General features: G+C 71.5%; 15 protein-coding genes, 2 pseudogenes and 1 riboswitch. Of the genes and pseudogenes, 4 read left to right on the forward strand and 13 right to left on the reverse strand.

The window, feature by feature from the left end; all coding sequences use genetic code 11:
* The 9 genes and pseudogenes from V8690_RS06575 to V8690_RS06615 all read right to left on the reverse strand — a co-directional run bounded on the left by V8690_RS06575 (window position 1) and on the right by V8690_RS06615 (window position 7,367).
* Window positions 1-1,077 carry a hemolysin family protein gene (locus V8690_RS06575; protein ID WP_338776386.1) on the reverse strand — a complete coding sequence of 359 codons (1,077 nt, stop codon included), beginning with the start codon at window positions 1,075-1,077 and terminating at the stop codon, window positions 1-3.
* Window positions 1,074-2,405 carry a hemolysin family protein gene (locus tag V8690_RS06580; RefSeq protein WP_338776388.1) on the reverse strand — a complete coding sequence of 444 codons (1,332 nt, stop codon included), beginning with the start codon at window positions 2,403-2,405 and terminating at the stop codon, window positions 1,074-1,076. The genes V8690_RS06575 and V8690_RS06580 overlap by 4 nt, the downstream gene beginning before the upstream one ends.
* A 236-nt stretch (window positions 2,406-2,641) precedes the next feature.
* Complete coding sequence (locus V8690_RS06585) at window positions 2,642-3,097, reverse strand: PH domain-containing protein (RefSeq protein ID WP_338776389.1); 456 nt, start codon at window positions 3,095-3,097, stop codon at window positions 2,642-2,644.
* An 11-nt stretch (window positions 3,098-3,108) separates the two neighbouring features.
* Window positions 3,109-3,958, reverse strand: a pseudogene (gene hisG, locus V8690_RS06590) (ATP phosphoribosyltransferase).
* A 46-nt stretch (window positions 3,959-4,004) separates the two neighbouring features.
* The gene (locus V8690_RS06595) at window positions 4,005-4,277 is read right to left on the reverse strand and encodes a phosphoribosyl-ATP diphosphatase (protein ID WP_338776390.1); all 273 of its coding nucleotides are present in this window, start codon (window positions 4,275-4,277) and stop codon (window positions 4,005-4,007) included.
* Window positions 4,278-4,311: 34 nt separating this feature from the next.
* Complete coding sequence (gene ribH / locus V8690_RS06600) at window positions 4,312-4,797, reverse strand: 6,7-dimethyl-8-ribityllumazine synthase (RefSeq protein ID WP_030247057.1); 486 nt, start codon at window positions 4,795-4,797, stop codon at window positions 4,312-4,314.
* 34 nt (window positions 4,798-4,831) lie between these two features.
* Window positions 4,832-6,121 (reverse strand): bifunctional 3,4-dihydroxy-2-butanone-4-phosphate synthase/GTP cyclohydrolase II, encoded by a 1,290-nt coding sequence (locus V8690_RS06605; RefSeq protein ID WP_338776396.1) that lies wholly within the window; start codon window positions 6,119-6,121, stop codon window positions 4,832-4,834.
* Window positions 6,118-6,762, reverse strand: a complete 645-nt coding sequence (locus V8690_RS06610; protein ID WP_338776398.1) for a nicotinamide mononucleotide transporter family protein — start codon at window positions 6,760-6,762, stop codon at window positions 6,118-6,120. The genes V8690_RS06605 and V8690_RS06610 overlap by 4 nt, the downstream gene beginning before the upstream one ends.
* The gene (locus V8690_RS06615; protein WP_338776399.1) at window positions 6,759-7,367 is read right to left on the reverse strand and encodes a riboflavin synthase; all 609 of its coding nucleotides are present in this window, start codon (window positions 7,365-7,367) and stop codon (window positions 6,759-6,761) included. The genes V8690_RS06610 and V8690_RS06615 overlap by 4 nt, the downstream gene beginning before the upstream one ends.
* A 145-nt stretch (window positions 7,368-7,512) precedes the next feature.
* Window positions 7,513-7,643, reverse strand: a riboswitch (FMN riboswitch).
* 328 nt (window positions 7,644-7,971) lie between these two features.
* Here V8690_RS06615 and V8690_RS06620 point away from each other — a divergent pair.
* Window positions 7,972-8,253: pseudogene (locus V8690_RS06620) on the forward strand (nucleoside-diphosphate sugar epimerase); the annotation flags it as partial.
* Window positions 8,254-8,266: 13 nt separating this feature from the next.
* Here the strand turns inward: V8690_RS06620 and V8690_RS06625 are convergent.
* On the reverse strand, window positions 8,267-9,640 hold the full coding sequence (locus tag V8690_RS06625) for an ROK family transcriptional regulator (protein ID WP_338776401.1): 1,374 nt from the start codon (window positions 9,638-9,640) through the stop codon (window positions 8,267-8,269).
* A 176-nt stretch (window positions 9,641-9,816) separates the two neighbouring features.
* Here V8690_RS06625 and V8690_RS06630 point away from each other — a divergent pair, with 176 nt between their 5' ends.
* Together V8690_RS06630 and V8690_RS06635 are read left to right on the forward strand one after the other, a co-directional pair.
* Window positions 9,817-11,022, forward strand: coding sequence for an MFS transporter (locus V8690_RS06630; protein WP_338776403.1), 1,206 nt, complete (start codon window positions 9,817-9,819; stop codon window positions 11,020-11,022).
* A 102-nt stretch (window positions 11,023-11,124) separates the two neighbouring features.
* Complete coding sequence (locus V8690_RS06635) at window positions 11,125-12,504, forward strand: solute carrier family 23 protein (RefSeq protein ID WP_338776405.1); 1,380 nt, start codon at window positions 11,125-11,127, stop codon at window positions 12,502-12,504.
* On the opposite strand, the gene V8690_RS06640 is transcribed toward V8690_RS06635, so the two are convergent.
* Window positions 12,483-13,616 (reverse strand): glycoside hydrolase family 6 protein, encoded by a 1,134-nt coding sequence (locus tag V8690_RS06640; protein ID WP_338785270.1) that lies wholly within the window; start codon window positions 13,614-13,616, stop codon window positions 12,483-12,485. The genes V8690_RS06635 and V8690_RS06640 overlap by 22 nt on opposite strands.
* Before the next feature lie 174 nt (window positions 13,617-13,790).
* Between V8690_RS06640 and V8690_RS06645 the strand changes: the two genes are divergently transcribed.
* On the forward strand, window positions 13,791-14,540 hold the full coding sequence (locus V8690_RS06645) for a DUF5995 family protein (RefSeq protein ID WP_338776407.1): 750 nt from the start codon (window positions 13,791-13,793) through the stop codon (window positions 14,538-14,540).
* Here the strand turns inward: V8690_RS06645 and V8690_RS06650 are convergent.
* Together V8690_RS06650 and V8690_RS06655 are read right to left on the reverse strand one after the other, a co-directional pair.
* The gene (locus V8690_RS06650) at window positions 14,501-16,198 is read right to left on the reverse strand and encodes an NAD(P)/FAD-dependent oxidoreductase (RefSeq protein ID WP_338776408.1); all 1,698 of its coding nucleotides are present in this window, start codon (window positions 16,196-16,198) and stop codon (window positions 14,501-14,503) included. The two genes, V8690_RS06645 and V8690_RS06650, sit on opposite strands and share 40 nt — an antisense overlap.
* A gap of 46 nt (window positions 16,199-16,244) precedes the next feature.
* Entirely contained in the window at window positions 16,245-17,033 is a 789-nt protein-coding gene (locus V8690_RS06655) for a carbon-nitrogen hydrolase family protein (RefSeq protein WP_338776409.1), read from the reverse strand.
* Window positions 17,034-17,199: the final 166 nt, after the last annotated feature.

Genomic DNA, 17,199 nt, shown 5'->3' on the forward strand with positions numbered 1-17,199 from the left:
CTACGTCGCCAGCACTTCCTCGCCGGACCTGGGCTCCGTCAGCCTCACCTCCCGCACCTCCCGATGCGCAGGATCCCGCACCTCCCCCACCAACAGCTCCAGCACATCCTCCAGCGCGACCAGCCCGAGCACCTTCCCGGATCCGTCGGCCACCTGGGCCAGGTGCGTCGCCGCCCGGCGCATCACCGTCAACGCGTCGTCCAACGGCAGCTCGGACCGCAGGGTCGTCATGGGCCGCCACAGCTGCTGGGGCACGGCCCGGTCCGAGTGCTCCAGGTCCAGGACGTCCTTGACGTGCAGATAGCCCATGAACGCACCGTTCTCCGCGGCGACCGGGAACCGGGAGTACCCGGTGCGGGCGGTGAGCTCGACGATGCGGCCGGGGGTGACCGACGGGCTGACCGTCACCAGTGACTCGCGTTTCAGGAGGACGTCCGTCACCGGGCGGGAGCCCAGCTCCAGGGCGTCCTCCAGGCTTTCGGCCTCCTCGGGGTCGAGCAGGCCCGCCTGGCCGGCGTCCTCCACCAGCCGGTTGAGCTGCTCACTGGTGAAGACGGCCTCGACCTCGTCCTTGGGCTCGACGTGGAAGAGCCGCAGGATGCCCTGGGAGCAGGCCCCGAGGGCAGCGGTGATCGGCTTGCAGAAGCGGGCGAACCAGACCAGGCCGGGGCTGAGCCACAGCGCGGCCTTCTCGGGGGCCGCCATCGCCAGGTTCTTCGGGACCATCTCGCCGATGACGAGGTGGAAGAAGACCACGGCGGCGAGGGCGATGACGTAGGTGAGCGGGTGAATCATGCCGTGCGGCAGGTGGACCCACTCGAAGACCGGCTCCAGGAGGTGCGCGACGGTCGGTTCGGCGACCGCCCCGAGGGTGAGGGAGCAGATGGTGATGCCGAACTGGGCCGCCGCCATCATCTGCGGCAGCCGCTCGAGACCGTAGAGGACCTGCCGGGCGCGGGCCGTGCCGAGGGGTTCGATCTGGCTGCGGCGTACGGAGACGAGCGCGAACTCGGCGCCGACGAAGAAGCCGTTGGCGAGCACCAGGAGTGCGGCGAAGGTCAGTTGGAGCACACTCATCGGGCGGCCTCCACCACGGCGACGGGGGCCGTCCTGACCAGCCGGACCCGCTCGGCCCGGTAGTGGCCGACCTGCCGTACGGACAGCCGCCAGCCGGGCAGTTCCGCCTTGTCGCCGACGGCCGGGATACGGCCCAGCAGGTCGGCGATCAGACCCGCGACGGTCTCGTACGGGCCTTCGGGCACGTCGAGGCCTATGCGCTGGAGGATGTCGACCCGGCAGCTGCCGTCGACGTCCCAGGCGGGCCTGCCTTCCTCCGGCGGGGCGGAGGCCAGCTCGGGCAGGTCGTGTCCGTCGTGCTCGTCGCGGACCTCGCCGACGATCTCCTCGACGATGTCCTCCAGCGTGACGACACCGGCCGTGCCGCCGTACTCGTCGACGACGACGGCGATCGGCTGCTCGCTGCGCAGGCGGGCGAGCAGCGGCCGTACGGGCAGGGTCTCGGGGACGAGCAGCGCCGGGCGGGCGATGCGGCCCACGGGGGTGCGCAGCCGGTCCTGCACGGGCACGGCCAGGGCGTCCTTGAGGTGGACCATGCCGACGACCTCGTCGATCCTCTCCCGGTAGACGGGGAAGCGGGACAGGCCGGTGGCGCGGGTCAGGTTGACCACGTCCTCGGCGGTGGCCGAGGCCTGGAGGGCGCTGACCTTCACGCGCGGCGTCATCACGTGCTGCGCGGTCAGCTCGCCCAGCGACAGGGTCCTCACGAAGAGGTCGGCCGTGTCCTGTTCCAGGGCACCGGCCCGGGCCGAGTGGCGGGCGAGGGAAACGAGTTCGCCGGGGGTCCGGGCCGAGGCCAGTTCCTCGGCGGGCTCGAAGCCCAGGGCGCGCACGAGCCGGTTCGCGACGGCGTTGAGGCCGGCGATGACCGGCCGGAACAGGCGTGCGAAGACGTGCTGCGGGCCCGCGACGAAGCGCGCGACCTGGAGCGGCCTGGACACCGCCCAGTTCTTGGGCAGGAGCTCGCCGATCACCATCTGCACGGCGGAGGCCAGCAGCATGCCGACGACGACCGTGACACCGGAGACGGCCCCCTCGGGGACGCCGATCGAGGTGAACGGGCCGTGCAGCAGTTCGGCCAGCGCCGGTTCGGCGAGCATGCCGACGACGAGGGAGGTGATGGTGATGCCCAGCTGGGTGCCGGAGAGCTGGAAGGACAGTTCCTTGAGCGACTCGACGACGCGGAGGGCGCGCCGGTCGCCCTCGGCGGCGGCCTTCTCGGCCTCCGGCCGCTCGACCGTCACGAGTCCGAACTCGGCCGCAACGAAGAATCCGTTGGCGAGAATCAGCAGGAACGCGGCTGCCAGAAGCAGCAGGGGGATGGTCATGATGCCGCCGCCTCCGCACGGTCGCGGACACGGTCCGCGCTATGTCGGCAGGGGGCGGCGCAGGTACTACAGGACGATCCGTCCATCGCCGGAGGGGGTCACTCCTCGGATAGCAGGAGCCTCTGGGCACCGGGCGGGGCAACAGAGGCGGAGGCGCATCCGTCGCGCCTCCTCCAACAGATTAATCAAGTCACGGCCCGGTGCGGCAGTGGCGACCGCCCTGTGGATCCGCCGAGTCAGCCCCGAGGCCGCTCGGGGTGCGCGGCGGAGCGCGCCTCCGCGAGCGCCCGCAGGGCCCGGGCGTCAGTGATCGCGCGCTGTCGGTTGATGCCCGGCTGGATGCCGAGCGCGGGCAGGCTGGTGCCGTCGCTGAGGTTGAGGAACACCCAGGGGTCGCCGGGCCGGAGGGTCACCTGAAGGATTTCGGCCCATTCCAGCCGTCGCTTGTTGGTGAGATTGACCACGGTGACGCCGTCCTCGTCGGCGACGATCTTGGGCCGCGCCAGCAGGAGCAGTACCGCGTCCAGCAGGAGCGCCGTGACGATGAAGCTGAGGCGCTCGGCGGGGCTGAGCTGCTTCAGCAGCATCGCGACGGCCGTGATCACCCCGAGGATCGCGACGGCGGCTGTGAGCAGCACCGCGCGGGTGCTGCCCGGCCTGAACGTGACGGGCAGGGTGGGCAGATCGGACATGTGCGCGCCCCTCACAGACGGCAGGCGTGGATGGCCGTGGTCAGGATGGCCCGGGCGCCGATGTCGTAGAGGTCGTCCATGATCCGCTGCGCCTCCTTGGCCGGGACCATCGCGCGGACGGCGACCCAGCCCTCGTTGTGCAGCGGGGACACGGTCGGCGACTCCAGCCCTGGCGTGAGGGCGACGGCCTTCTCCAGCTGCTCGACGCGGCAGTCGTAGTCCATCATCACGTACGTCCGGGCGACCAGGACGCCCTGGAGGCGGCGCAGGAACTGCTGCACCTTGGGGTCGTCTCCGTCCGTGCCGGTGCGGCGGATCACGACGGCCTCGGACTTCATGATCGGCTCGCCGACGACCTCCAGGCCCGCGTTGCGCAGCGAGGTGCCGGTCTCGACGACGTCCGCGATGACCTGGGCGACGCCGAGCTGGATGGCCGTCTCGACGGCGCCGTCGAGGTGGACGACGGAGGCGTCGATGCCGTGGTCGGCGAGGTGCGCCGCGACGATGCCCTCGTAGGAGGTGGCGACGGTCTTGCCCGCGAGGTCGGCCACACCGCTGATGGTGCCGGGCTTGCAGGCGTAGCGGAACGTGGAGCGGGCGAAGCCGAGGGCGAGGATCTCCTCGGCTTCGGCGCCGGAGTCGATCAGCAGGTCCCGGCCGGTGAGGCCGATGTCCAGCTGGCCGGAGGCGACGTAGATGGCGATGTCGCGGGGGCGGAGGTAGAAGAACTCGACCTCGTTCTCCGGGTCGACGATCCGCAGTTCCTTGGACTCCCGTCGCTGCTGGTCAGCCGGCCTCATGCAGCATCTCCGCCGCAGGGCCTGACAGGGAACCCTTGTTGGGGACGGCGATGCGCAGCATGAGGTCGGCTTCCTTTGCGTGAAGGGGGTCTGTGCGGAGCTCAGGTTTACAGGTGGGCGTAGACGTCGTCGAGGGAGATGCCGCGGGCGACCATCATCACCTGGATGTGGTACAGCAGCTGCGAGATCTCCTCGGCGGCCGCCTCCTTGCCCTCGTACTCGGCGGCCATCCATACCTCGGCGGCCTCTTCGACGACCTTCTTGCCGATGGCGTGGACGCCCTTCTCGACCAGTTCTGCGGTGCGGGAAGTGGCGGGGTCGCCCTGGGCGGCCTTGTGCTGGAGCTCGGTGAAGAGCTCCTCGAACGTCTTCTTGGACATGGTGACGCTCAGCCTATGCCACATGTGGCTTTCGTCAGCGCCAGGGTTCGGATACTGAGCGGAGCGTGGCCGCGGTCGCCACCGCCGCCGTCACCGCCTCGTGCCCCTTGTCCTCGTTCGAGCCCTCCAGGCCTGCACGGTCCAGGGCCTGCTCCTCCGTGTCGCAGGTCAGCACGCCGAAGCCGACGGGGACGCCGGTGTCGACGGAGACCTGGGTGAGGCCCTGGGTCACGCCCTGGCACACGTAGTCGAAGTGGGGGGTCCCGCCGCGAATGACGACGCCGAGGGCGACGATCGCGTCGTAGCCTCGGCCCGCGAGGACCTTGGCGACCACGGGGAGCTCCCAGCTGCCCGGGACCCTGAGGAGGGTCGGCTCGTCGATGCCGAGGTCGTGCAGGGCGCGCAGGGCGCCGTCGACCAGACCGTCCATCACCTTTTCGTGCCACTGTGCCGCGATGACGGCGACCCTGAGGTCACCCACATTGCGTACGGACAGCTCCGGTGCACCCTTGCCGCTCACGTCTCTCCTCAGAGCCTTTTCTCGCTGTGCTGTCTTACTGGTTGCCGCAGGCCGGCACGGTGGTCGTGTCCAGCCAGGGCAGGTCGTGGCCCATCCGGTCCCGCTTGGTGCGCAGGTAGCGGAGGTTGTGCTCGCCGGCGCTCACGGGCATCGGCACACGCGCCTTCACCGCGATGCCGTGGCGGACGAGCGCGTCGGTCTTGTCGGGGTTGTTGGTCAGCAGGCGGACGCCGCGCACGCCGAGGTCGGCGAGGATCTGCGCTCCGGCGCCGTAGTCGCGAGCGTCGGCGGGCAGGCCGAGTTCGAGGTTGGCGTCGAGGGTGTCGTGGCCCTGCTCCTGGAGTTCGTAGGCCCGCAGCTTGGACAGCAGGCCGATGCCGCGGCCCTCGTGTCCGCGCAGGTAGACCACCACTCCCCTGCCCTCGGCCTGGATGCGGGCCAGGGAGGCGTCGAGCTGGGGGCCGCAGTCGCAGCGGGCGGAGCCGAAGACGTCGCCGGTGAGGCATTCGGAGTGGACGCGGACCAGGACGTCGTCGCCGTCGCCGATGTCGCCGTGCACGAGGGCGACGTGCTCGACGCCGTCGACGGTGGAGCGGTAGCCGTAGGCGGTGAAGGTGCCGTGGGCGGTGGGCAGTTGGGTCCTGGCCTCGCGGCGGACGGTGGGCTCGCTGCTGCGGCGGTAGGCGATCAGGTCCTCGATGGAAATGATCGTCAGGCCGTGCTTGCGGGCGAAGGGGATCAGCTCGGGCAGGCGCAGCATGGTGCCGTCCTCACCGGCGATCTCGACGATCGCGCCGGCCGGGCGCAGGCCCGCGAGGCGGGCGAGGTCGACGGCGGCCTCGGTGTGGCCGTCGCGGGTCAGAACCCCGCCGGGCCGGGCGCGCAGCGGGAAGATGTGGCCGGGGCGGACGAAGTCGTCGGGCCGGGCGGTGCCGTCGGCGAGCAGCCGGAGGGTGGTGGCGCGGTCGGAGGCCGAGATGCCGGTGCCCACGCCGTGCGCGGCGGAGGCGTCGACGGAGACCGTGAACGCGGTCTTCATCGACTCGGTGTTGTCCTCGACCATCTGCGGCAGCCGCAGCCGGTCGAGTTCGTCGCCCTCCATGGGGGCGCAGATCAGGCCGCGGCACTCGCTCATCATGAAGGCGACGATCTCGGGGGTCGCCTTCTCGGCGGCGATGACGAGGTCGCCCTCGTTCTCCCGGTCCTCGTCGTCGACGACCACGACCGGGCGGCCGGCCGCGATGTCGGCGATGGCCTGCTCGACCGGGTCGAGCGCGAAGTCCTCGAGACCGTCCGTGCCGTACAGGATCGGTGCCGTGCTCATGCCGGCGCTCCTTCCAGGACGGGCTGCCCTGCCGCGCGGGAGCGCAGCCACCAGTCGCGCAGGCCCCACAGGACGAGCGCGCCGTAGATGATGTAGACGAAGCCGGAGAAGGCGAAGCCGTTGGCGAAGTTGAGGGGCACGCCGACGAGGTCGACGAGCAGCCAGGCGAACCAGAACTCGACCATGCCGCGGGCCTGGGCGTACATGGCGACGATCGTGCCGACGAAGATGTAGGCGTCCGGCCAGGGGTCCCAGGACAGGGTCGGGAAGGCCGTGAACAGGCCGCCGACCGCGAGGGTGCCGAGGGCGGCGGCACCGGCCAGCACCCCGCGCTCGCGCCAGGTTGCGAAGCGTACGGCGATGGAGCCGTCCTGGGCCTGCTGCCGGCCGCGGTTCCACTGCCAGAAGCCGTACATGGCGACGAGCATCACGACGATCTGCTTGCCTGCGCTGCCGGCGAGGTGGGCCGTGGCGAAGGCCGCGAAGAGGATCAGGCCGGAGACGAACTGGGCGGGCCAGGTCCATATGGAGCGGCGCCAACCGAAGGCCAGGCCGATCAGACCGATCACGTTGCCGATCATGTCCGACCACTTGATGTGCTGGCCGAAGAGCGTGAACGCCTCGGAGTTGAGCCAGTTCACCGGGCCGCCCCCTGCACACGGTCGCCCAGCATCCGCTCGACGTACTTGGCGATGACGTCCACCTCGAGGTTGACCGGGTCGCCGGGCTGCTTCCGGCCGAGCGTGGTCAGGTCGAGGGTGGTGGGGATGAGGCTCACGGTGAAGTAGTCGGGGCCGGCGTCGACGACGGTGAGGCTGATGCCGTCGACGGTGATGGAGCCCTTCTCGACGACGTACCGGGTGAGGTCCGCGGGGAGGGAGATCTTCACGATCTCCCAGTGGTCGGACGGCTTGCGTTCCAGGATCTCGCCGGTGCCGTCCACATGGCCCTGCACGATGTGCCCGCCGAGGCGTTCGCCGACGGCCATGGGGCGTTCGAGATTGACGCGGGAGCCGGCCTTGAGCGCACCGAGGCTGGAGCGGTCGAGGGTCTCGGCCATCACGTCGGCGGTGAACTCGTCACCCTCGTGGTCGACGACCGTGAGGCAGACGCCGTTGACGGCGATGGAATCGCCGTGTTTCGCGCCCTGGGTGACGACGGGGCCTCGCAAGCGGAAGCGACAGGCGTCGTCGAGGGTCTCGACGGCGGTGACCTCGCCCAGCTCTTCGACGATTCCGGTGAACACTTCCCGGGTCCTCCTGCCTCTTCGGGCACGGACTCCGGGGCTGTCGATGACGACAGAAGATACGAGCGGGGACACCGGGAACGACGCCGGACGGAGTCCGCCCGGAGGACGGACTTCTTCGGCGGCGCGCACGTATGCCCGCTCGCCGCGCACTGCCTCCCATCCGGACTTTAACCGTCGGTCCAGGAATTTCACCTGGTCAACCGGCCGCTGGAGGCGACCGGGTCGCGGACTGTAACCGCCGGTTCGGACTTTCACCGACCCCGGAGTGCGCTGCTACTGATACAGGGCTAGTGTGCCACGCCTGATCGACGTCCAGACGGGCGAACGGTGTGGGGTGCCTCACAGAACGTGCCTCCGCCCTTCCCGAGCGCGACGGGGCGATCCAACTCCCATGCGAGCGTCCACTCTTGACGGACTTCGGATTGGTACACACCTATTGACGCTGTGGTCTAGTCCTTTCTAGGGTCATGCTCATCTGCGCAGACCGGCCCGGCGGCGGTGACGACGGCCCTTGCCCGCCGCCGGGCCTTCCCACGCCGTACGGACGGCGTTCTGGCAGGGGGAGGCGTATGGCCGCCACGCTCGCCGACGAGTTCGCGAGCTGGCCGGGCTGGCGGCGGGGGCACCGGAGGGGCGGGTCGAGGACATGGGCGGGCCGGAGGTGCGGACGCTCGAGCCCCTCGCCCGGGCGTATCTGAAGGCGACCGGCCGGCACCGGGCGGTCGTGAACATGCCGCTGTGGGGCGCGGCGTACCGGGGCTTCCGCAACGGTGGTCATCTGACGCCGCAGCGGGCGACCGGCACGGGCACGTTCGAGGAGTACCTGGCTCGGCGCTACGGGAGCGAGCAGGCGCGGGCGGGAAGCGGGCGGTCCAGGGCGTGAGGCCCCGGGACGGCTACCACCCCTCAACCAGCCGCTCCCCGGGGGTGAAGAGTTCCTCCTGTGCGCGGTCGCGGGCCGTGAGGAGGGCGCCGCGCAGGACCGCGCCGCCGCCGAGTGTGGTCGTCCGTACCTCCGTGGGCAGGGGGGTCATCCGGGCGATGCGGTCCTGCACGCGGGCGGCGAGTTCGTCGCCGCCCGCTCGGCCGACCTCGCCCCCGAGCACCACGCAGCCGGGGTCCAGGATCGCGACGACCGCGGCGACGCCGACGGCGATACGGTCGGCGAGGGCGTCGAGGAAACGGGCGGCGGGGACGGCTCTCGGGGACGCGGACTCCCCGCCCCCGCTCGCGGAGCGGGACTGCTCGGCACCGCTCGCGGACCGGGACTCCCCGCCCCCGCTCGCGGACTGAGACGCTTCGACCCCACTCGCGGTCCGGGGCGGAGCACCAGCCTCCGCCTCCCTCCCCCGCACGTGGCGCACCGCCGACCGCACCACACCGGCCGCCGCCCGTACGACTCCCACCGCCGACGGCTCCTGCCACGGCTCCGCCGGAACCCCGCACCGCGCCGCGAGGTCCACGATCGCGCCCGCCGCGGCCAGGGAATGGAAGCCGCCCTCGCAGTCCGTCGAGGACGGCAGCGCGGTCGCGCCCGGGATTGGAAGGAAGCCGATCTCGCCGGTGCCGCCGGAGGCACCGCGCCGCAGTGCGCCGTCGAGGACCACCGCCGCGCCCGTTCCGTGGCCCAGCCACAGCAGGACGAAGGTGTCACGGTCCCGGGCCGCCCCGTCACGCTGCTCGGCCAGCGCCGCGAGGTTGGTCTCGTTCTCCACGCTGACCCGGGCCTCGGGCAGCCGCTCCTGGAGGGCGGCGACGAGCCGGCGGTGCCACTCCGGCAGCCCGGACGAGTCGCGGAGTTCGCCGCTGGCCGGGTCGATCAGGCCGGGCGCGCCGATCCCGACGGTGTGCAGCCGGTCGGCGCCGGCCTCCTTCACCACGCGCTCGACCAGCGTGACCGCCTGCTCCACGGCGGGGCCGGTCCCCATGTCACCGCCGATCGGCACGGACGCCTCGGCCAGCACCTGCCCGACCAGGTCCGCGACGGCCACGGCGACACCCTCGGTGCGTACGTCCAGCGCGGCGAGGTGCGCCCGGTCGGCGACGATGCCGTACACCTTGGCGTTGGGGCCGCGCCGCTGCTCCCCCGCCTCGCCGACCACCGCGATCAGCCCGGCGGCCGTGAGGCGTTCGACGAGGTCGGCGACGGTCGGCCGGGACAGACCGGTCAGCTGCTTCAACTGCCCTGCCGTCAGCGGGCCCTCCTGCTGGAGCAGACGCAGGGCGAGCCGGTCGTTGATGGCCCGGGCGGTGCTCGGGGATGCGGGCATGCCGGGATCCTTCCAGATGTGCGGGGCGCCACGGCCGTGTGCTCCGGTCAGCCGGTCATCCCCTTATCTATCAGGCAGGGTTCCTGATAGTTTACGCGCGCCGACGCGCGCCGACGCGCCACTGACATGGAGACGCGACGCGAGCGGGACAGACCAGGAGAGGACGGGGCCGGAGAATGAGCAACGTGGTCTACGAACAGCGTGAGGTGAAGCGGTCGCGGTACGCCGTGGCCGCCGTCTTCGCCGTGCACGGCGCCGTGACCGGCTCGTTCGCCACCCGTGTGCCGTGGATCCAGGACCACGCCGGCGTCAGCGCAGGGCAGTTGGGGATCGCGCTCGCCTTCCCCGCGCTCGGCGCGTCCGTCGCGATGCCGCTCGCCGGCAGCGTCAGCCACCGCTTCGGTGCCCGCAACGCGCTGCGCGGACTGATCGCCCTGTGGACGCTCTCGCTGGTCCTGCCGTCCCTCGCGCCGAACATGCTCACGCTCTGCCTGGCCCTGTTCACCTACGGCGCCACCGCGGGCATGGCGGACGTGGCGATGAACGCGCTGGGCGTCGAGGTCGAGAACCGTCTCGACCGGTCGATCATGTCCGGACTGCACGGCATGTGGAGCGCGGGCGCCCTGGTCGGCTCGGCGGGCGGCACGCTCGCCGCACACCTCGGCTCGGACGCCCGGCTGCACCACGTCCTGGCCGCCGCGGTCCTCACCGTCGTCGGCGTGCTGTCCTGCCAGTGGGTGCTCGACCTCCAGCCCGCCGAGGACGAGGAGCCGCCGCCGAGGTTCGCGCTGCCGCCCCGGTCGGCGCTGCTCATCGGCGCGATCGGGTTCTGCGCGGTGTTCGCCGAGGGCGCGAGCCTGGACTGGTCGGCGGTCTACTTGCGCGAACAGCTGCAGACCTCGGCCGGTCTCGCGGCGGCGTGCACGACGGGCTTCACGCTCACCATGGCCATCGCCCGGATCGCCGGCGACCGGATCGTGGACCGCTTCGGCGCCGTGCGGACCGTGCGCGCGAGCGGTGTGCTCGCCGTCCTCGGCGGGCTGCTGATCGTCGTCGCGGAGCAGCCGGCCGTGGCGATGGCCGGGTTCGCGCTGATGGGGCTGGGCATCGCCGTCGTCGTACCGCTGTGCTTCGCGGCGGCCGGCCGCAGCGGCTCCAACCCGAGCCTGGCCATCGCGGGCGTCGCGACCATCACGTACACCTCGGGCCTGATCGCGCCGAGCGCGATCGGCATGCTCGCGCAGGCGACCAGCCTGATGGTGTCGTTCGCGCTGGTGACGCTGCTGTCCTGCGGACTGGTGGCGTTCGCGCGTGTGCTGCGCCCCGGCGACCGGGTGAAGATCAGCCGGCCGGACACAGTGGTCCCCGACCCGCGGCCCTGAACGGGCGCCCGGCCGGCCCGGGCAGCCCCGGTCACCAGCGCTTCCGACGCACCCCGACAATGGTCCGGACACTCGCACGCCCGACGAAAGCGAAACCGCACCATGGATCTCGGCGTCCGCTGGAAACTGCACGGCGACGGACGCACCCCGGCGCCCGGCGCGGTGGTCCGCCCCGACGAGCGGCTCTCCTGGCCCCGCACGGCCGGGCTCGGTGCCCAGCACGTGGTGGCCATGTTCGGGGCGTCCTTCGTGGCCCCGGTCCTGATGGGCCTGGACCCCAACCTGGCGATCATGATGTCGGGCGTCGCGACGGTCGTGTTCCTGCTCGCCACCCGCGGCCGCGTCCCCAGCTATCTGGGCTGTTCGTTGTCCTTCGTGGGCGTGGCGGCGGTCATCCGCGCCCAGGGCGGCAGCAGCGCCACCGTCACCGGCGCGGTCTTCGTCGTCGGTGCCGCGCTGTTCCTGGTGGGGATCGCCGTGCGGCGGTTCGGGGCGCGGATCATCCACGCCGCCATGCCGCCGATCGTGACCGGCGCGGTGGTGATGCTGATCGGCTTCAACCTGGCGCCGGTGACGGCCTCGACGTACTGGCCGCAGGACCAGTGGACGGCCTTGCTCGTAATGCTCTTCACCGGGCTGGCGGTCGTCTGTCTGCGCGGTTTCTGGTCGCGGATCGCGATCTTCCTGGGGCTGGTCTTCGGATACGGCATCTCCTGGGTCTTCGACCTGGTCTTCGGCAAGATCCACTCGGTGGACGCGAGCGGCAAGCTCACCGACCACTGGCGGCTCGACCTCTCCGGTGTGGGCCAGGCCGACTGGATCGGGCTGCCGACTCTGCACGGCCCGTCGTTCGAGTGGTCGGCGATCCTAGTCGCCCTGCCGGTCGTCATCGCACTGGTCGCGGAGAACGCCGGGCACGTCAAGGCGGTCGGCGAGATGACCGGCGACCCGCTGGACGACAAGCTCGGCACGGCGATCGCGGCCGACGGCGTCGGCTCGATGCTCTCCACCGCGGTCGGCGGCCCGCCCAACACCACGTACTCCGAGAACATCGGCGTGATGGCCGCGACCCGCGTCTATTCGACGGCCGCCTACTGGGCCGCCGCCGGCTTCGCCCTGCTCTTCGGCCTCTGCCCGAAGTTCGGCGCGGTCGTCGCGGCGATCCCGGGCGGGGTCCTCGGCGGCATCACCGTCATCCTGTACGGCATGATCGGCCTGCTCGGCGCCCAGATCTGGATCAACGCCGAGGTGGACCTGCGCAATCCGCTGAACCTGGTCCCGGCGGCCGCGGGCATCGTCATCGGCGTCGGCAACGTCTCCATGGAGATCACGGACACCTTCTCGCTGAGCGGCATCGCGCTCGGCACGCTCGTGGTCATCACCGGCTACCACGCGCTGCGGGCCTTCGCCCCGGCCCACTTGAAGACGCAGCAGCCGTTGCTGGACGAGGGCACCAGCTCCTACGACGAGGCCAGGTCGTAGGCGTACGACGCCGTGAACGTCCCCGGCTTGCCCTTGCAGCCGTCCGACTCCCCCGGCAGCTTGACCCACAGGTAGGCGTCGATCCGGTCCTCGCCCGTGCTGAGGGTCGGTGTCCGGCCGAGCTTGCGGCCCGACGGGTCGCACCACGTGCCGTCGGGCGGGGCGCCGTTGCCGTTGCGGCTGGTGTCGATGACGGCGCCCAGGCCCGCCGGTCCGCCGAGCGCGTCGAGGACGCGCCGGTCGTAGGCCACCTCGTCGGCCGTGGTGTGGAAGTTGGAGACGTTGCTGAAGATCCCGTCGGAGGACTCCGGTGAGGCGGCACCGGCCTGCCGCAGCCACGCCGCTTGTTTGCCGGGCGCGTTCCAGCCCGAGTGCCCCGCGTCGAAGTACACGCGTGCCCGCGGGTTGGCTGCCTTCAGGACGCGTCCGGCCCGGGCCAGCGAGGCGAAGCGGTCCGCGCGCTCACCGGCGGACAGGCACTCGGCCTGGGCAACCGAGTCCGGCTCCAGGACGACGATGACCTCACCGGAGCCCAGCCCGTCGGCGAACCGGTCCATCCACGCGTCGTACGCGTCCAGGTCGGGCGCCCCGCCCAGGGAGTATCCGCCGCAGTCCCGGCCGGGAATCGCGTAGGGCACGAGGACGGGCACCCGGCCGACAGCGGCAGCGCCCGACGTCACCGCGGCGACCCGGGCGGTGAGCGTGTCCGGGGAGTAGTCGGCGAACCAGACGGCGGCCGGCTGGTCGGCGATACGGGAGGCGATGACCGCGTGGCGGGGATCGCCGGAGTTGGCCCGGACCCAGTCGAGCACCTGGGAGTCGGGGTGGCGGTAGAGCCGGGGGCTCACGGGGGTGGTCCGCTCCTGCTTCTTCCGGATTCGCGACGGCGACGGCGTGGGGCTAGGTGTCCTGGGCGCGGAGGTGACGGGCGTGGGGGAAGCGGACCCGGTGGCCGACGCCGGCGCCGACGGCAGCGCGGGCAGGGGCGCCAGGCGGGGCGACGCGGACACCTCGGAGCGCCTGGCCTGGTCCGGGCCGCGGCGGTCGTCGAACGCGGACAGCACCCCCGCGACCGCGCCGGTCGCGACCATGACTGAGGCCGCCACGACCATCGCGCCACGCCGCAGGGCGCGCCTGCGCTCGGCCCTGCGGGCGGCCAGGCGCTGGGCACGTAAGCCTGACACGGTGCTGGTCCCCCTCCCCCTGCGGCGGGCGGCGTTCCCCGTTTCGGGGAAGCGCCGGGCCTGCCGGTACTCCCGCCAGCCTAGAGCTGGGACTCTGCCCGCATGCCGCGATGCGAACAAGTCCCCCCGGCCGTGGACACTCCGGTCGACGGAGTCATCTCCCGTATGCGCGCCCTCGACGCGACCCTGCACCCCCGGGACGGGGTGGCCGTCTTCAACCGCGTCTATCTCGCCGTGACGGAAGTGGTGGACCGGTACGTCGACACCGGGCGGTTCGCGGACCCGCACGCCGCGATCACGCTGGACGTACGGTTCGCGGAGCGGTATCTGGAGGCCGTCGAAGCGGTGGCCGACGAGCGGCGCCCGCCGGCCTGCTGGCGGCCGCTGTTCCAGTTCCGCCGGCATCCCGGGGTACGGCCGTTGCAGTTCGCGCTCGCGGGCATCAACGCGCACATCGGGCACGATCTCGCGCTGGCCGTCGTGGACACCTGCCGTACGCTCGACTGCGCACCCGCCGAGATGGAGGACGAGTTCGACACGGTGGGCGATCTCCTCGTCTCGCTGGAGGAGCGCATCCGCGAAGATCTGATGCCGGGCCCCGACCTCCTCCAGATCGCCGACCCGCTGACCCATCTGCTCGGCTCATGGAGCCTGGAGCGCGCCCGCGACGCCTCATGGACGGCGGCCCGGGCCCTGTGGGCGCTGCGCGGACTCCCCGATGTCGCCGAGGAGTTCACCGAGCGTCTGGACACGGCGGTGGGCTTCGCGGGGCGCATGCTGCTCACGCCCCTGCCGCAGCCCTCCTGCCTGCCTCAGTCCTCGGGCAGTTCGACCGGCGCGATCTCGTCGTAGACGTCGCCGGGCCCGGGGTTGGCCGGGTCGGTCGTGCCGCCGAAGTGGTGCATGACGCCCCAGACCGCGTTGAGGGCGGTCTGGACGGCGCCCTCGGCCCAGCCGGCCGTCCAGGAGATGTCGTCGCCGGCGAGGAAGATGCCGCGCTTGTCCTCGGGCAGCCGGTCCTGCATGAAGTGCGTGAACAGGCGCCGCTGGTAGCGGTAGTGGCCGGGCAGGTTGGCCTTGAACGCGCCCATGAAGTAGGGCTCGTTCTCCCAGGAGACGGTCACCGGGTTGCCGATGATGTGCTTGCGGACGTCGACCTTGGGATAGATCTCGCCGAGCGACTTCAGCATGACCTCCATCCGCTCGTTCGCGGACAGCGGCAGCCACTTCAGGCTGTCGTCGCACCAGGTGTAGGAGAGGCAGATGACGGCGGGCCGGTCCGGGCCGTTGTCGAGGAGGTAGGTGCCGCGCGTCATACGGTCGGTGAGCGTCATCGACATGACGTCCCGCCCGGTTTCCTCGTCCTTGTCCAGCCAGAACGGCCGGTCGACCGGCACGAAGAGCTTGGAGCTCTCCATGTAGTGCGTGCGCTCGATGGCCGTCCAGTGATCGATCGGGAAGAGCGAGTCGTCGCAGTCGACCTTCGACAGCAGCATCCAGGACTGTGCGGTGAAGATCGCCGCCGGGTAGGTGCGGACGTCGCCGTGCGCGTCGGTCACCGTGATGCGGTTGCCCGCGGTGCGGTGCAGGCGGGTGACGGCCGGGCGGGGCTCGCCGTTCTCGTGGAGCTTCGCGAGCGAGGTCCCGTAGACCCAGTGGACGATCTTCTCCGGCTCGCGTTCCCAGAGGCGGAGCGGCAGTTGCTGGGAGCCGCCGAGGATGCCGCGGTGGTGGTCGTCGGCCTCGGTGTAGACGACGCGGAGGATCTCCAGGATGGAGTTCGGGAAGTCGGTGTCCCAGCCGCCCGTGCCGAAGCCGACCTGGCCGAAGATCTCGCGGTGCCGGAAGGACCTGAACGCCTCGGAGTCGCACAGGAAGCCGTAGAAGGTCTGGTTGTCGAGCTTCTCGACGAGCCGGGACCAGATCTCGCGGATGCGCGGGACGTCCCGCTCGCGCAGGGCCCGGTTCATGTCGGAGAAGTCGGCGCCCTCCTCCAGGCACCGGTTCCAGGCCTCGGCGACGTCCCGGTAGACCTGGGGCAGGTCGTCGATCGTCTCGGCGTAGTGCGACTCGCCCTTGAGGTCGACGACGGTCGACGGGGTCGCCTCCGCCAGGGGGTTGGGGAAGGGCCGCGTCTCCAGACCGACCAGGTCGATGTAGTGCTGGAGGGCGGTGGAGGACGGCGGGAAGCGCATCGCGCCCATCTCGGCGGTGAGGGAGTCGTCGCACCCGTCGAAGCCCACCGTCCGCAGTCGGCCGCCGATCCGGTCGGCCTCGTACACGACCGGCTTGAGGCCCATCTTCATCAGCTCGTACGCGGCGACGATGCCGGACAGGCCGCCGCCGATGACCGCGACCTCCGTGCCGTGCTCGGTCGCGGGTATCTGCCCGAGACCCGCCGGGTGGGCGAGGAAGTCGTCGTACGCGTACGGGAAGTCCGGACCGAACATCGTGATCGGCGGCTGCTGCGCGTCTGCGTGCTCGACGGCGTTGGGCACGGTGGACGTCATGGGGTACGGGACTCCTTGCAGAGGAAACAGACAGGTGCGGGGGGTGTCAGACGAGCGGCCCGTAGAGACCCGGGCGCCGGTCCCGCAGATACGGGTTGGCCTCGCGCGACGCGGCGAGGAAGGCGGGGTCGACGTCGGCGAGGACGAGCTCCTCGGCACGCCCGGCGCGGGTGCGGGCGACCCCGTCGGGCCCGGCGAGCGTGGACAGCCCCACGAACTCGAACTCGCCCTCCCGGCCGACCCGGTTGACGTACGCGACGTACATCTGGTTCTCGAAGGCGCGCACCGGGATCATCGACTCGGCGACGAACTGGAACGGGTGCATCTGCGCGGTCGGGACGACCAGCAGGTCGGTGCCGGCGAGGGCGTGGGCGCGGACGTTCTCCGGGAACTCGACGTCGTAGCAGATCAGGATCCCGACGCGCAGACCGTCGATGTCCGCCTGGACGACGGGCTGGTCCCCGGGCGTGAAGTGGTCCCGTTCGAAGCAGCCGAAGAGGTGGGTCTTGCGGTAGTCGGCGAGCCGGGTGCCGTCGGCGGAGATCAGCTGGGCGGAGTTGAACACGGCGTCACCGGCCCGCTCGGGGTAGCCGTAGGCGATCGCCAGTCCGTGCCGGGCCGCGGTCTCGGCGATGGCGTCCGCGCAGTCGCCGTCGGCGGGCTCGGCGAGCCGGCCGATGTCGTCGCCGATCGCGTACCCGGTCAGGAACATCTCCGGCGCGACCAGCAGCCCGGCGCCCGCGGCGGCGGCCCGGCCCGCGGCCTCGTCGAGGACCTTGAGGTTCTCGACGGTGGATCCGGGTCGGCCGGAGCTCTGGAGCAGGGCGGTGCGCATGCGTGTTCCTCACCGGTACGCGGGGATTTCGGGGGCCGGATAGACGGTACGGTCGGCGGCTCCGACCGGGCAAGGAGCAGCTGTTGCGCGCTCATGAGCGGATCATTGCGTTCGCCGCCGGGTCCGCGGCGATTCGTTGCGGGCCCTCCGGTCGTACGTCCGGTCC

The sequence above is a fragment of the Streptomyces sp. DG1A-41 genome, assembly GCF_037055355.1.
GTDB lineage: Bacteria > Actinomycetota > Actinomycetes > Streptomycetales > Streptomycetaceae > Streptomyces.

Bases quoted from the DNA above. Each gene is read 5' to 3' on its own strand.
- V8690_RS06575 (WP_338776386.1), bottom strand. From the start codon at position 1,077: ATGAGTGTGCTCCAACTGACCTTCGCCGCACTCCTGGTGCTCGCCAAC.
- V8690_RS06580 (WP_338776388.1), bottom strand. From the start codon at position 2,405: ATGACCATCCCCCTGCTGCTTCTGGCAGCCGCGTTCCTGCTGATTCTC.
- V8690_RS06585 (WP_338776389.1), bottom strand. From the start codon at position 3,097: ATGTCCGATCTGCCCACCCTGCCCGTCACGTTCAGGCCGGGCAGCACC.
- V8690_RS06595 (WP_338776390.1), bottom strand. From the start codon at position 4,277: ATGTCCAAGAAGACGTTCGAGGAGCTCTTCACCGAGCTCCAGCACAAG.
- V8690_RS06605 (WP_338776396.1), bottom strand. From the start codon at position 6,121: ATGAGCACGGCACCGATCCTGTACGGCACGGACGGTCTCGAGGACTTC.
- V8690_RS06625 (WP_338776401.1), bottom strand. From the start codon at position 9,640: ATGCCCGCATCCCCGAGCACCGCCCGGGCCATCAACGACCGGCTCGCC.
- V8690_RS06630 (WP_338776403.1), top strand. From the start codon at position 9,817: ATGAGCAACGTGGTCTACGAACAGCGTGAGGTGAAGCGGTCGCGGTAC.
- V8690_RS06635 (WP_338776405.1), top strand. From the start codon at position 11,125: ATGGATCTCGGCGTCCGCTGGAAACTGCACGGCGACGGACGCACCCCG.
- V8690_RS06640 (WP_338785270.1), bottom strand. From the start codon at position 13,616: ATGGTCGTGGCGGCCTCAGTCATGGTCGCGACCGGCGCGGTCGCGGGG.
- V8690_RS06645 (WP_338776407.1), top strand. From the start codon at position 13,791: ATGCCGCGATGCGAACAAGTCCCCCCGGCCGTGGACACTCCGGTCGAC.
- V8690_RS06650 (WP_338776408.1), bottom strand. From the start codon at position 16,198: ATGACGTCCACCGTGCCCAACGCCGTCGAGCACGCAGACGCGCAGCAG.
- V8690_RS06655 (WP_338776409.1), bottom strand. From the start codon at position 17,033: ATGCGCACCGCCCTGCTCCAGAGCTCCGGCCGACCCGGATCCACCGTC.